This is a genomic window from Neobacillus endophyticus, assembly GCF_013248975.1.
GTDB lineage: Bacteria > Bacillota > Bacilli > Bacillales > Cytobacillaceae > Neobacillus > Neobacillus endophyticus.
In genome coordinates this window covers 854572-869962 of the sequence record NZ_JABRWH010000001.1, presented here as the reverse complement: position 1 = coordinate 869962, position 15391 = coordinate 854572, and the positions used below count along the sequence as shown (strand labels likewise).

General features: G+C 39.9%; 11 protein-coding genes. All 11 read left to right on the top strand.

What is annotated here, in order from left to right; translation table 11 throughout:
* Nucleotides 1-236: 236 nt before the first annotated feature.
* The 11 genes from HPT25_RS04285 (at nt 237) to HPT25_RS04235 (ending at nt 15159) form a co-directional block, all read left to right on the top strand.
* A complete protein-coding gene (locus HPT25_RS04285) occupies nt 237-2303 on the top strand; it encodes a glucosaminidase domain-containing protein (protein WP_173060413.1) in 2067 nt (688 codons plus the stop codon).
* A gap of 244 nt (nt 2304-2547) precedes the next feature.
* Complete coding sequence (locus tag HPT25_RS04280; RefSeq protein ID WP_173070872.1) at nt 2548-4470, top strand: phosphotransferase; 1923 nt, start codon at nt 2548-2550, stop codon at nt 4468-4470.
* Entirely contained in the window at nt 4454-5425 is a 972-nt protein-coding gene (locus tag HPT25_RS04275) for a DMT family transporter (RefSeq protein WP_173060410.1), read from the top strand. The genes HPT25_RS04280 and HPT25_RS04275 overlap by 17 nt, the downstream gene beginning before the upstream one ends.
* Nucleotides 5426-5464: 39 nt before the next feature.
* Nucleotides 5465-6157: a sugar phosphate nucleotidyltransferase gene (locus HPT25_RS04270; protein ID WP_173060407.1), complete on the top strand. Its 693-nt coding sequence runs from the start codon at nt 5465-5467 to the stop codon at nt 6155-6157.
* Between the two features lie 178 nt (nt 6158-6335).
* Nucleotides 6336-7745: a glucosaminidase domain-containing protein gene (locus tag HPT25_RS04265; RefSeq protein WP_173060404.1), complete on the top strand. Its 1410-nt coding sequence runs from the start codon at nt 6336-6338 to the stop codon at nt 7743-7745.
* 397 nt (nt 7746-8142) lie between these two features.
* The gene (locus HPT25_RS28255; protein WP_217269621.1) at nt 8143-8832 is read left to right on the top strand and encodes a C40 family peptidase; all 690 of its coding nucleotides are present in this window, start codon (nt 8143-8145) and stop codon (nt 8830-8832) included.
* Between the two features lie 302 nt (nt 8833-9134).
* On the top strand, nt 9135-10406 hold the full coding sequence (locus tag HPT25_RS04255; protein ID WP_173060401.1) for a nucleotide sugar dehydrogenase: 1272 nt from the start codon (nt 9135-9137) through the stop codon (nt 10404-10406).
* A gap of 110 nt (nt 10407-10516) precedes the next feature.
* Nucleotides 10517-11224 (top strand): WecB/TagA/CpsF family glycosyltransferase, encoded by a 708-nt coding sequence (locus HPT25_RS04250; protein ID WP_173060396.1) that lies wholly within the window; start codon nt 10517-10519, stop codon nt 11222-11224.
* A gap of 64 nt (nt 11225-11288) precedes the next feature.
* On the top strand, nt 11289-12029 hold the full coding sequence (locus tag HPT25_RS04245; RefSeq protein WP_173060393.1) for a LicD family protein: 741 nt from the start codon (nt 11289-11291) through the stop codon (nt 12027-12029).
* 45 nt (nt 12030-12074) lie between these two features.
* Nucleotides 12075-13532 carry an oligosaccharide flippase family protein gene (locus HPT25_RS04240; RefSeq protein ID WP_173060389.1) on the top strand — a complete coding sequence of 486 codons (1458 nt, stop codon included), beginning with the start codon at nt 12075-12077 and terminating at the stop codon, nt 13530-13532.
* Between the two features lie 187 nt (nt 13533-13719).
* Nucleotides 13720-15159: a flippase gene (locus tag HPT25_RS04235; protein WP_173060386.1), complete on the top strand. Its 1440-nt coding sequence runs from the start codon at nt 13720-13722 to the stop codon at nt 15157-15159.
* Nucleotides 15160-15391 lie beyond the last annotated feature (232 nt).

Here is a 15391-nt window from a genome sequence, read left to right as displayed (position 1 = left end):
AAACTACTAAATCGAACAAAATATTCATTTTTTTGTTGAAAAATTGTGTCAAAATGAGAGAATAGTACTGTGCAATCATTTTTTGCAGAAAAGGTGAGGTGCTCCGCAAAAGATGAATCAGACTACTTTCTACATATCTATTTGCAAAAATCAGCAGCACCGAGAACTCCGCCTTTTTTTTAGATAAATAGAGTATATGACTTCATAGTGTAAAAGGTCCTGGGGGGGAAGACATTTTGAAGAAAAAAAGAGCCACTGCTTTCTTCTTGGCAACGATGTTATTTTCATCGTCAGCAGTTGGGGCAACGGCGGTAACAACAAATACGTGGAAATATCAAAATAACAAATGGTATTATGTAACTCCATCAGGCAAGAAAATCACTGGATGGGTGAGTATTAAGGGTGCCAGGTATTATTTTAGTAGTGATGGGGTCATGCAGACTGGATGGGCTCGAATCAACAATCTCTGGTACTACTTTGATCTGAAAAGCGGTGCAATGAAAACCGGTTGGTTAATAGACAAAAACACCTGGTATTATCTTAAATCGAGCGGCGCAATGGCTACCGGCTGGATTGAAGTCAGCGGGAAAAAATATTACCTAAGCCCAAGCGGTGCAATGGTCACAGGGCAAAAATACATTGATAATAAGCCATACTTTTTTACATCCTCTGGAGCCTTGAGTACAGCGAAGCTGACAGGCTGGTTTCGCGATGGTTCCGTTATCATGTATTTTAATACGGATGGTTCGAAGCATACCGGCTGGCTGACTGTCAGCGGCAGTACATATTATTTTGGTACAGATGGTTTCATGTATAAGGGCTGGTTAACGGATAACGGAAATAAATATTACTTTGGCCAAGATGGAAAAATGCTAACAGGAATCCAAACGATAAACGGCCAAAAGTATTATTTTGCTGCAAACGGTGTTCTTCAGCAGAGTCCTGGCTGGCAGGTGCTTAACAATAAGCGATACTACCTCGGAACAAATGGTATTGTTTATACCGGCTGGCTGACCGATGGCGGGAAAAAGTATTATCTTGGCTCAGACGGCACGATGCAAACGGGTTGGTTCCTGTATCAAAACAATTGGTACTATTTTAACAGCGATGGAACTATGGCCACTGGCTGGATTTCAGACAGCTCAAAATGGTATTACTTAAACAGTGATGGTGTGATGCAGACGGGCTGGCTTGTTGACCAGGGCAACACCTACTATTTAAATGTAGGCGGCGATCGGCGGACCGGCTGGCTGCAGCTCGGTAATAGCTGGTATTATTTTGACAGCAATGGAAAAATGGTGACGGGAACACAAGTAATAGACGGGAAAACCTACACATTTTTCGATAACGGGTTATTAAATTCGGGACCTGTGACGACCAAAACACAATACAATGTCACGCTGCAGCAAGTGTTGAACGTAGAAATGCAGTTGAATCCGCCGCCGCAAACGGACTTGTATCAAAGCCAGGCGGCATATGTGAGCAGCCAATATGTGCTTCAAAATGCGAATGACCCAACAAAAGGAGTCGTAACGGCAAGCGCCTTGAACGTTCGCAGTGATACAAATAGCAATTCGTTTATTTATGGAACATTAAAACAAGGACAAACGGTAACCATTGTTTCAACCGTTGGCACCTGGTACCAAATTAAATTTGGAACTTGGCGCAATGCTAAACCAGAGGATGTTATAAACTATCTAGACCCAAGTCGAATTACGCCGGATAGTCCACAATATCTGGAATTTTTAATATTAAATAAAAATGCCGGAACAACAGCTGCCGATTTAAATGCCAATGTCCTAAAAGGAAAAGGAATTCTGGATGGAATGGGGGACGCCTTTATTAAGGCGAGCCTGCAAAATAATGTAAATGAAGTTTATCTGATTGCCCACGCATTCCTGGAGTCAGGTAATGGGACATCTGCACTGGCAAATGGTGTTCAAGTAGATACCGTTGATGGGAAAAAGCTGGATAAACCAGTAACCGTCTATAATATGTTTGGAATTGGTGCATTTGACTCCTGTCCGCAAAGCTGCGGTGCTCAAACTGCCTATAAAAATGGCTGGTTTACGCCGGAAGCGGCAATCATCGGCGGAGCTGCCTTTATCGGCTCAAGCTACATTAATGCAGCTAACTCGCCGCAGAATACCCTTTATAAGATGAGATGGAATCCGGCTAATCCTGGAAATCATCAGTATGCCACGGATATGTCTTGGGCAGCCAACCAGGTATACAACATGAAGAAAATCTATGATTCTTTAAGCTCTTACACATTATATTTTGATGTTCCAGTATATAAATAGTTTTAAGTGAGCTGTGCATAATGGATGCACAGCTTTTCTATTTTTTTTGGTTTCCGCTCAAGAAGCGAGCGGTTTTTCCCTTGCACCGTACCCCTATGAATCCCATTCTCACAAGAGATGTATAGGAAGTTCGAAAATATTCGCTCCTTTAACGCCAATTAACTTAGTTTCACAGGATCTTTTGATAAAAATGCAAGTAAGACTGGCACAATTTTTATTTACAGATATATTGGGCTGGGTTAAAATGGGTATATATTCAATTTTTGAACGTATTGGAGGTCTTCCATTGGAGCAGCATGTGTTTCAGATTCTAGAAGCGGTAAATCAAAATGCGAACTTGAACCAAAAGAAGCTATCCGAAATTTGCGGAATTTCGATTGGGAAAGTTAATTACTTGATGAATGATTTAATGGCTGAAAACTATATTTATAATGAAAAAAAAGGCCGGAACGTCAGTTATTTTTTAACGCAAAAAGGAATGGAGTTTCTGGAGAGCGGCATTGAGGCCTTTCACTTTAAGAAGGTCAATATTCACCAGGAACCAATGACGGAAATTAAACAGGCAGTCATTCTGGCAGCGGGCCAAAGAAAGGATTTTGGCAAACCAGCGGGTTTAATGCCGGTGGATGACATTTTGCTCATAAAACGCACGGTCGATATCCTGCAGGAAAACGGGATCGGCCATATCGTTATTGTGACTGGCTATGAAAAAGAGGCATTCCAAGAGGTACCGGAATTAAGCCATTTGCGTTTTGTCCACAATCCAAAATATAAATGGACGGGATCCATGGCATCCTTGGCAATTGCTAAAGACTTGATTACCGAAGATTTTCTGTTGATTGAGGATGATATTTTAATCGAAGAACGGGCCATTCGCGAACTTCTTGCCTATCCGCAGCGGGACACTGTGCTCATTGCCAATGAGAGCGGTTCAGGTGATGAGGCATTCGTCGAATTCCGAAATGGCTATCTTTTTAAAATCTCAAAAGATATTCACCAGTTTAATCATGTTGACGGGGAAATGATCGGCGTCAGCAAGCTATCTTATGAAGTATTCAGTAAAATGGTGGAAGAATATAAGGAAAACAACAGAAATCCATACATGAATTACGAATATATGCTGCTTGATGTTTCCCGGAGCTATAATATTGGCTATTTAAAAATGCACAATCTAATTTGGGGCGAGATTGACAGTCTTAATCATTATGAAACCATCACGAAAAAAACGTATCCGATCTTAAAACGGAAGGAAGCGGAATTTCGTGAAATCCAAATTAAGAGCATCCTGATGGAAGCCCTTAACCTGGAATATGAGGATATTCAGGAGATACAGCCGTTTGGCGGGATGACGAATAAAAACTTCAAGGTGCTTGTAAAAGATAAGGAATATGTCCTAAGGATTCCGGGAAATGGCACTGAGCAGATGATTAACCGCAAAGAGGAAAAAGTAAACTCATCTATTGCAAGTCATTTGGGAATTGATACCGAGTTAATCTACTTTAATGAAGTAACTGGCGTCAAAATTGCTGAACTGATCCCAAATGCCGAAACTTTGAACGGGAAAACGGCAAAGCGTCAGGATTACATGCAATTAACTACGGCCATTTTACGGAAATTACATACTTCGGATTTGACGATGGCCAATGAATTCAATGTTTTTGAAAAAATCGACGAGTATGAACAGCTGATGAAAGAGGCAAATGGCCGTCCATATCCGCATTATGATGAGGTAAGAGCCGAAGTGATGCTTCTGAAGGACATTTATCAGGGCATGAACATCGCCTTAAAGCCATGTCATAACGATTTGGTTCCGGAGAACCTGGTTAAAAGCGGCCCGGATAAAGTGTATTTAATTGACTGGGAATATGCCGGTATGAATGATCCGATGTGGGATCTTGCTGCCCACTCGCTCGAGTGTGAATTTTCACCGGAAGATGAAGAATTATTCTTATCCTTGTATTTACAAACAGATCACATTCCGCTTGAAATCCAACAGCGTGTGTTAATGAATAAAATTTTTCAGGATTTCCTTTGGAGTATTTGGACGATTATTAAGGAAGCAAAAGGTGATGACTTTGGCACCTATGGAATTGACCGCTTTAATCGGGCAAGAAAGAATTTAAATCATGACATCATGAAGGAGATGGCGTATGAGTACAAAAAATAAAGGCCTTTTCTACGGTTTATTTTCCGGGTTTACGTGGGGACTGGATACAGTATTAATCGGTGTGGTATTGGCCAAGAGTATTTTTACTTCGACAGCTGAAGTGATTTTTCTTGCTCCATTAGTGAGCACGTTTTTTCATGACTTGTTATCCAGCTTTTGGATGATGATTTATATGGTCATCAGAGGGGAATTTAAGGTGCCATTTCAAAAATTGTCAACCCGAAGCGGACGATTTGTCATGTTAGGTGCACTTCTTGGCGGACCAATTGGAATGACCGGGTATGTGCTTGCAGTTAAATATTTAGGCGCATCGCTGTCTGCTTCTATTTCAGCGGTCTATCCTGCAGTCGGTGCCTTATTCGCCTTTTTGCTGTTAAAGGATAAACTATCAGTAAAAAACTGGTTTGGACTATTTATAAGTATTTTATTTATTTTCTTATTAGGATTTGCCGGCGGAGACCGTTCACCAAGCTATATTCTCGGATTCTTATTTATTCTGTTATGTGTTTTTGGCTGGGGAATGGAATGCGTGATTCTTGCCTATGGGATGAAGGATGACGAAATCACGCCTGAGCAGGCATTGCAAATTCGACAGCTCGTTTCAGCTGTCACATATGGGGTAATAATATTACCAATTTTCAAAGCTTATCCGCTTGTGGGAACGGTGCTGCAAAGCAGCCAAGTTTGGTTTATTGCTCTAGTCGCTCTATCAGGTACAGCCTCCTATGTGTATTATTACAAAGCCATTTATGTCATGGGACCGACAAGAGCGATGGCATTGAATATAACCTATGCTGCTTGGGCGATTTTCCTCAGCTTTATTATTTTACATTCGCCAGTTACCTTTAAGGTTGTGATTTATAGTATTATGATTTTAGTTGGTTCGGTTATTACATGCGCTACTCCGGAAGAACTAAAATGGACGAATTTTATCAAACGCAGGAGAGCAGCTTAGCAGAACAGACGAAATATATAACTATAGGAGAATTGCTTCATGAGAGCTATTTTACTTGCAGCAGGAATGGGAACAAGATTACGGCCATTAACATTAACGACTCCGAAATCACTTACAGTCGTAAACGGAAAGCCCATGCTTGAGCAGCAGATCGAATTTTTGCGGGAAGTCGGTGTCGAGGAAATTATTGTCGTAACCGGCTATCTTGCTGAAAAATTTGCGTACTTAGAGGAAAAATACGGGGTTAAACTGGTTCATAACGATCAGTACGATGTATATAACAATATTTACACGATGTATTTAGTGAGAGACTTTCTGCCAGATTCCTATGTGATTGATGCAGATGTCTATTTACATCATAACTTCCTCTTGCGAAATCCTAAAAACTCCATGTATTTCAGTGCACGCAAACCGGAATTCAAAGGGGAATGGATGATTCGCTTCAATGATGATTTCAAGGTGTACGATATCGTGGTCGGCGATGGTGAGCATGATTACATTTTGTGCGGCATCTCCTATTGGTCTGGGGAAGACGGGCGATATATTGTTGGCAAACTGGAAGAGGCCGTTGCCGGCGGAAGCTTTAAAGATCTGTACTGGGACGACATTGTCAAAGACAACATCGGCGCCTTGAATGTGTATCTGCAGGAAATTCACCCGGACGACAGTTTCGAAATCGATTCCTTGGAAGACCTTGAAAACGTAAGAAAACGATTGGCTGAGCAAAAATAAATCGGGCACACATGCTGTCCGGTTTATTTTTTTGCGGAAATAGCCCATTGTCAGCCCTCTTATAAATAAAATAGGTAAAATACCCCAAATGCGCCAGGAGGGTTCGAATTTATTCCAAAACGCTAAAAAACTATGATAATCTAATAAATAGAATAATAGAGACAGAGAGGAGAACATAATGAAAAAGAAGGTCATCCAAAGTGTATTAGCAATGTTTCTGGTTTTCGGGCTATTGAATAGCCCAGTCTTTGCTGCAACAGCACAGCAACCGGTTATGAGTGTGATTTCAGTTGATCTTCCCGTGTACAGCGCCTTTGACCAACTATCAGATCCCGGCAATCACACCCATTTGGCGGATCTTACCTATAATACACAGGTCATTGTCTTAAGCGAAAAAGATTATGCTGCGCAAATTCAAACAACGGATGGAACCGTCACAGGCTGGGTCCACAAAGCCTATTTAAGCAATAAGGTAACAGACCAAACTTGGCTGGTTAAGCAAGGGAGAAATTTACGGGCAGATCCCAGCACCGCCAATCCGCCGATCGGTTTTATTTCTGACAATTCAATGGTATACGTTCTAGATTACAACTCAAGTGCGAAATTCTATAAAATTCAAACCTCTGACGGAAAAGTTGGCTGGATAAAAGGCACATACCAAAGAGACGACGGAACCGAATACGGTGGAGGCCGCAATGTGATTCCGTATGAATTCGGCAAAAAAGACACAGCTACAACGAATATTTCCATTTACACTCCATTAAATACTAAAGCAAATGTAACAGCAGACCAAATCAATAAATACATTCAGTACAAAACAAATGGCGTGAAAACTCTGATGACCGGGCTGGGTTCCACCTATCTTCAAGCCCAAACTGTCACCCGTGTAAACGCGGTATACTTATTGGCACACTCAGGTCTTGAATCAAAATGGGGTACATCGGCCATCGCTTCCAACAAGTATAACTTTTATGGCATCCATGCCACAGATCTTCAGCCGATGGATTCCGCTTATGATTACTCTACGCCAACAAATGGCATTATTGCAGGAGCTGAATTTATTAGCGACACATATGTAAACAGAGATCAATCCAATACTGCTGATTATCCATTTGCACAGCCAACACTTGATAATATGCGATTTAACGATAACCTGCATCAATATTCCACAGATGAGGCATGGGCAAGTAAAATTGCCAATCTTATCAAGGAATTTAATACATTCACCTATACAAAAGGCTGGAAGCAGATTGCCGGTCAGTGGTACTTTAACAACGGCGACGGTACCTATAAAACTGGCTGGCTGAACGTTGGCGGCAAATGGTATTATTTTAAATCCGGCGGCGTGATGCAAACCGGCTGGCTTTATACAGGAGGTCAGTGGTACTACTTAAACAGCAGCGGTGCTATGCAGACCGGCTGGCTTTATACCGGCGGCAAATGGTACTATCTTAACACAAGTGGCACCATGCAAAAAGGCTGGAAGTTAATCGGATCGAAGTGGTACTTTTTTTACAGTGACGGTCATATGGCGGCAAACACAAAGATTGGTAAGTACCGTCTAGGAAGCAATGGAGCCATGATTTAAATAAAAATTAGCGAGGAACCATCTGCAAACAGATGGTTCCTTTTTTTATTAGAAAATAGTGATTTCATAGAAACGCAGTCTCTTTTTTTGTTCTAACACGTCGTTGTTTACTTCCTGCAGGAAAATCCACTACTAAGTTTCATAGAGACTTTCCGAAAAGAGTCGAAAATAATTTGTAAAATTATAGCGTTTTTTTAACATCTATGAGAGATAGCTATGTCAAATAATGGATGGCAATTGTAACTTTTTTAAAAAAATGGAACTTAAAGTCGAATAAAATCAATTTTTGAAACATTCCTGTAACAATATTAAAAAATATCTGTAAATTAAATTCAGTCTATTTTATGAGATACTAAGATTAATAAATGAGGAGAGAAAAAGAAACAAGGAGGGTATCATGAAGAAGTTATTCATAAGTGGTTTACTAACATGTTCTTTACTCTTGAGCGGATTAATCGTTGGGAATAAAACGGAAGCGTCTTCATTCGGAGAAACGGTTGCGAATATAGCTCTTGATTATGTAGGGGTTCCATATGTTTGGGGAGGAACATCGCCAAAAGGCTTTGATTGTTCAGGATTTGTACGGTATACCTATCATAAAGCTGGTGTGTCGCTGCCACGGACTGCTTCAGAACAATATGCAGAAGGTCAGTCAGTCTCCAAGGGGAAATTACAGCGCGGTGATTTAGTATTCTTTAGTACATACAAGACAGGTGCTTCCCATGTTGGCATTTACCTGGGCAATAACAAATTTATTCATGCTTCGACAAGTCATGGCGTAACGGTCAGTTCTCTATCAACCTCTTATTATAATCAAACGTATATCGGGTCCAAGCGAATCGGGAACACAACAAACGGCTGGGTATTATCCAATGATACTTGGTATTATTATAAGAATGGCCAAAAACAAACGGGCTGGCTTAATGACAATGGCACATGGTATTTCCTTGATTCAGACGGCAAAATGTTAACAGGCTGGGTTCGCTCCAGCAGCAAATGGTATTACTTGTATAAAGACGGTTCCATGGCAAAGAATACCACCATTGACGGCTACAAACTGGACAGCAGCGGAGCCTGGGTTCAGTAATAAATAGTTCAAAAATAAAAGCGAAACCAGTGAAGAAGACGGTTTCGCTTTTTCATATCGGTTTCTTACACATTGCTAAGTGCTAGACATAATATATAAACCGATACACGTAATGGGAGGGAAATTATATTACATTTACGTGAACTTATTAACAATTTGGGCAAAATGCGACACCATTTGCGGGTTGTAGTTTCTTTTAATAAATTTTTTTGTTACAATAAGTTGTAAAAATTTTATCTATCATCAATTAGTGTTTGAACTTGTGAAGGAAAAGTTATTGACATGAGAAAGGAAGTCACTTCATGAATAAAATATGTGTCATTGGTCTCGGTTATATCGGTCTGCCAACATCCGTTATGTTTGCCAATAACGGATTGCATGTTCATGGTGTAGATGTTAATGCTGAGGCTGTCGGGAAAATTCGCAATAAACAGCTTCATATTGAAGAAAATGGACTTCAAGAACGATTAAATGCCGCAATTGACAGTGGCAATTTAACTGTTTCAACCACACCGGAAAAAGCTGATGTCTTTATTATCGCGGTTCCGTCACCGATTAATCCGGATAAAACAGCCGATATGAAATATGTAGAAGCAGCGACAAAATCGATTATTCCTTTTCTTGAAAAGGGCAATTTAGTTGTGTTGGAATCAACAGTACCTCCACGGACTGTTGAGGATGTCATGATGCCGATTTTAAAAACAAGCGGCCTTGAAATTGGAACGGAATTGCTTGTATCCCACTCACCAGAGCGGGTGATTCCAGGCCGTGTTTTCGAAGAACTTGTTAATAACAGCCGAATCGTGGGCGGTATTAATGAAGAGTCTGCCGAAAAAACGAGAGACCTTTATCGTGCGTTTGTTAAAGGAGAAATTTTCCTGACAGATGCTACTACTGCAGAAATGGTTAAAGTAATTGAAAATACGTACCGTGATGTCAACATTGCCTTTGCCAACGAATTGGCTAAGATTAGTGAAAACATCGGAATTAACGTTTGGGAAGCCATCAAACTTGCTAACCATCATCCTAGGGTAAACATTCATCTTCCAGGACCAGGTGTAGGCGGCCACTGTATTGCAGTTGACCCATGGTTCTTGGTGGAATTACAGCCTGAGACGGCGAAAATCATTCATCTTGCACGTCAAACGAATGATTCTATGCCGCTTTATGTGGCTAATAAGGTGAAAGCCATTGCTGAAAAGCACCAAATTAATAATCCGAAGGTTGCCGTGCTTGGTTTGGCGTTTAAAGCCAATATTGATGATATGCGGGAAAGTCCTTCAACAGAGGTTATTCATTACTTAAAAGAGCTTAACATTGAATTAACTGCTTTCGATCCGCATATTAAGGAACAGAATTTCGCTCAGCAAGCCTTAAAGCTGGAAGAAGCTTTGGAAAATGCTGATATCGTTCTTATTTTAACAGAGCATGATGAATTCAAAATATTAAATCCAAAACAAACGGCCGGACTTGTCCGTTCAAAAATTGTGCTGGATACGAAGAACTGCTTGCCTCGGGAAGCTTGGACAAAAGCAGGATTTGATCTGCATGTACTGGGAATCGCTAATGATTAGCAAATTTACGGAAATATAGCTGTGGCCCACTTAGGTCACAGCTTACGATTGTGCGCGGAATCTCAAAGCTTCCGCTACATGGAATCCAAAATCACAACAGGTGGTAGGATATGAAAGAGAACTTTCTTGGGGTAGATGTTTGTCATTATGATTATGATCAACTGGCCTCATTATTAATGCAGGATATTGAAAAAAAGAAAAAGTCATTTATTGTAGCAATTAATCCGGAAAAAATTATGAAGGCTCAGGAAGACAAAGAGCTCATGAAGCTCCTCAATCGGGCCGATTATCAAATTCCGGATGGAATTGGCGTTATTTTAGCCTCTAAGTTAAAAGGTGGCCAAGTAAAAAACAGGGTGACCGGTATTGATATGATGCTAAAGCTGTGTAAAACGGCGACTGAACAAGGGAAACGGATTTTTCTTTACGGCGGAAAACCGGGAGTGGCTGATACGGCAAAGGCTGCGCTGGAAAAACAATTTCCTGGAATTCAAATTGTCGGCACCCTAAACGGCTATGAAAAAGATGAAAAAATTATAGTCGAAACGATTAATCAGCATCAGCCGGAAATTATATTCGTAGCATTAGGCAGCCCGGCACAGGAATATTGGATTGTTAATCATATGAATCAAGTGACGCCATATGTCTTTCAAGGCGTAGGTGGATCTTATGATGTGATTTCGGGTAATCTTAAAAGAGCGCCAAAAGCTTTTCAAACAATGGGACTTGAATGGCTATACCGACTGATGAAAGAGCCATGGCGTTGGAAAAGGCAAATGATATTGCCGTTATTCTTATTAAAAGCATTGAAAAAATAAGCAAGGGGAATTTCTTTTATAACTGGGTGAGGAGAATTCTTCATAATAGTAAAGGATGATGAAGGTGGCAGCGTTTGTTGATCATCTTGTAAAGCAGCTGCGAACAAGCAGGCTTTACGGTTTTGCTAAAAGTAATCCGATTTTAGTTAAAATGAAGCGTAAATATGACAAAGCCCAATATCAAAAGCAGCAAGCCAGTGTCCATGAATACGGTATGCAGATGCTAACTTATATGAAGGAAGCCTTTGCTGAAATTGGCGAGGAATTTTGGCTTGATTACGGTACACTGCTTGGTGCCGTAAGGGAAAAAGATTTTATTGGTCATGATAAGGACCTTGATATTGGCTGCTTTCATTTTGATGATGAAAAGAAAAAACAGTTGGTTCAGATCCTCGATAAAAAAGGCGTCAAACTCTATAAACAGTTTGAAATGAACGGCATGATTTATGAGCAGGCTTTTCATTTAAATAATCTTCATATGGACATTTTTTATTACTGGTATGCCAACGAGAGTCAGATTTGGTGCTACTTTAGTGAAATTGGCCCTAACATGGAATTTGAAAATCACTCTGTATACCAAATCGCTAAAGGTTATCGCACAAGTAAGGTAACATCAAGTTTTACTGGTTTAATGGATTATGAATTTAAAGGAGCAACATTTAAAATACCTGCTAATTATCATGAATATTTGGTTGATAACTACGGGACAACCTATATGATCAAAGATGAAAACTGGATTACTGGAGAATCTCCGGATAATATTGAACGGGTTGATCAGTCTGTCATTGTGAAGGAATATTTCTAGGGCTGCCTGGAATGGGCAGACCCTTACTTTTTAGAGGGCTATTTTATGCAAAAAAAATCAATTGTCAAAAATGCCATATATAAAATACTATTAAACTTTTTTAATCTGATTGTACCGATTATTATTGGTGCATATGTTTATCGGACTTTGGGTTCGGATGCCATCGGAAGGGTAAAAACAGGGGAAACCATTTTTAATTATTTCTTTATTTTTGCCGGGTTTGGCATCTATCAATACGGGATGCGCGAAGTCAGCCGCATCAAAAATGATCGGGAAAAAGTAAATCAGCTGTTTACGAGTTTGTTCACGTTCAGCCTGCTGACAAACTTCCTGACGTTGTTTGTTTATGTGGCCGTCTCTTATTTTGGTTATGGCGGGAAGGCTTTATTTCCGGTATTAATGGTTTATGGGGTCAACTTTTTCCTCAATATTTTCTATGTGGAATGGGTGAATGAAGCCTATGAGGATTATGGCTTTATTACACTGAAGACCATGATTGTCAAAATCATCTATGTCATCTTGCTATTAACGTTTGTTAAAAGCTCTGACAACTATTTGATCTTTATTGCCTTGTTAGCCACATCGACCGGATTGAATAATATTATAAGTTATTTTTATGTAAAGCGCCGAGTGAAGTTTGATTTTAAAGATGTCCGATTTGTACCGCATCTTAAACCTCTGTTTCTAGTGGTCATTTTTTCAAACGGAAACATTTTATATACACAGCTTGACCGTTTCATGCTGGGGCAGTTTGTCAGCGAACGATCTGTTTCTTACTATACAATGGCTCAGCAAATTGCCACGATGATTAATGCCTTGATGATCAGTCTTATTCAAGTGACCATTCCAAGGCTGTCGTTTTTAGTAGGAAGTGATCATGATGAACAGTATTTATCCCTGCTCAAACGGATTTCAAAAGTGTATTCAGCCCTATTGTTCCCAGCTGCGATTGGACTCTATGTCATTGCAAATGCGGCAGTTGTCCTTTACGGAAAGCAGCCATTTGCGCCGGCAGGGCCGGTTTTGGCCATTTATGCCCTTTATATGATTACGATTGGCTTTGAATCGATTCAATCAAATCAGGTCATTTATATTAAAAAGAAAGAGAATGTTCTAGTTTGGATGATTTTTGTCTGCGGGATTGCCAATTTGATCTTTAAAGCAGTATTTCTTTATTTTGGAAAGCTTAATGCCAGTTCGGCGATCCTTACGACATTGTTTGCGAATTTGTTATTGATCGCCATTGAGTATACGTATATTCGAAAATATCTTAAAGTACCATTTCAGCTGTTGTCATGGTCAAATTTAAGGTATCTTGTTTATTCCTTGATATTCATTCCGATTGGCATCGGGTTCCGTCATATTTTCCATGGAACAATGATACTAACACTTTCGACCATGGCCGTATGCGGCATTGTCTATTTGCTGATCCTTCTGGCTACCAAGGACGAAATCGTTATTTTGTTTACAGCGAAGCTAAAGGGAAGATTTTTAAAAGGATAATTTTTTCGGACCGTTTTGACAAGCGGTTCTTTTTTTATGTAAATTGGCAAATACTAAATTATCTTTACAGCATATGGGAAAATTTGTATAATTAAAAAGTTCGAAAAATGAGTGTATTTTCTTAAGAAAGATTTAAGGAAACTCTTATAAAGTTCTAATTGAAAATTAAGAGAGACGAGGTTTCTGCATGTCTACTTTAAAGAAGAATTTCCTTTATGTTCTACTGCAGCAGTTTATTTTGCTCGGTCTTCCATTTTTAACGATCCCGTATATCTCCAGGGTATTGGGGCCGCAGGGAGTGGGTCATTACAGCTACAGTTTTTCGTATATTACTTTGTTTATCAATATTTTTCTGCTTGGGTCCAATTTATACGCCATAAGGGAAATTGCTAGTGTTAAAGCCAATCCGGAAAAGCTGTCCCGTTCATATAGTGAAATACTGATCATTCGCTCTGGCTTATTGTTGGCCGCCACCATTATTTATTTCGCTTTTGTGGCATTTATATGGAAGGGCGATGCCGTCTTTTCCTGGCAATCGTTAAATCTGATTGCAGCTTTTTTTGATATTACCTGGCTGTTTCAGGGTCTCGAGGAATTTAAAAAAGTGGTCACCAGAAATCTGACCCTTAAGCTGTTAGGCTTTGCCAGTGTCTTTCTGTTTGTTAAAACGCCTAATGATCTTATACTCTACACGATCATCATGGGAGCATCTGTGTTAATAGGAAACATTGCTTTATTTTACCGTTTAGGTCACTATGTCCGCTTTACCAAGTTGAATCTAGAATACAAACGCCATTTTAATCAAATGGTCATACTCTTTATCCCCAGCTTTTCTGCTATGATTTATTCTGTATTGGATAAAACCATGCTCGGCGCGATGTCAACTTCCACACAGGTTGGCTATTACGAGCAGGCATACAAAATTGTTTATATGATATCATCATTGATTAACATTTCAGGTACTGTCATGCTGCCGCGGACATCAGCGCTTATTGCGAATGAACAGTTTGACCGCCTGAAACAAGTACTGCGCAGCGGGGTTACATTAACAGTTTTTCTGGTATTGCCGATTACTTTTGGCTTTATGATTATTTCCAATGATTTTGTTTTATGGTTTTTAGGAGATAAATTTAAGCCTAGCCAAGCGATTTCTATGATGATGGCGCCCATTATCATTTTTAAATCATTGGGTGTTATCTTCGGTTCCTGGTATCTTGTGCCAATGAAAATGAATAAGCAGTATACGGTGCCAATTGTCATGGGAGCAGTGCTGAATTTTATCCTTAATCTTGTCCTAATTCCGCGCTTTGATGCGACAGGTGCTGCGTTTGCGACCACGATTACAGAAGGCGTGATTTTGATCATCCAGTTATGGTATCTGAAGGATGTCATAAAGCTGCCCCGCAGTAATATACAGGCTATCATCACGTATTTGTTTGCTTCAGCGGTAATGGCCGTGATTGCGTACCAGGTTACAGAACTTCTTCAGTTGTCCTTGCTTTTGACCATTGTCATAAAAGTACTGGCAGGAATTGTGATCTACGCCGGGCTGCTGCTCCTGTTACGTGAAACCGTGGCGATTGATTTGATCAAAAAGCTATTCTTTGTTAAAAGCAGAGCTGCCTAGCTCTGCTTTTTGGTATAGGTTCTGTTAAAAGGTCGAGGGATTTCCGCTCCAAACAACTAGTCATATCAACAACTGCGTGCTTAAACAAAGACCATACAAAAGTAAATTCATTGCATATTCATTTAAAAAAGCTTACGATGGACTAGGTTCTTCCTTGTTTAGAAGAGCTTTTTATTTACGTGCCTAAAAATGTATCACAAGCGGCACATTAAAATGGAACAGATTTACATAA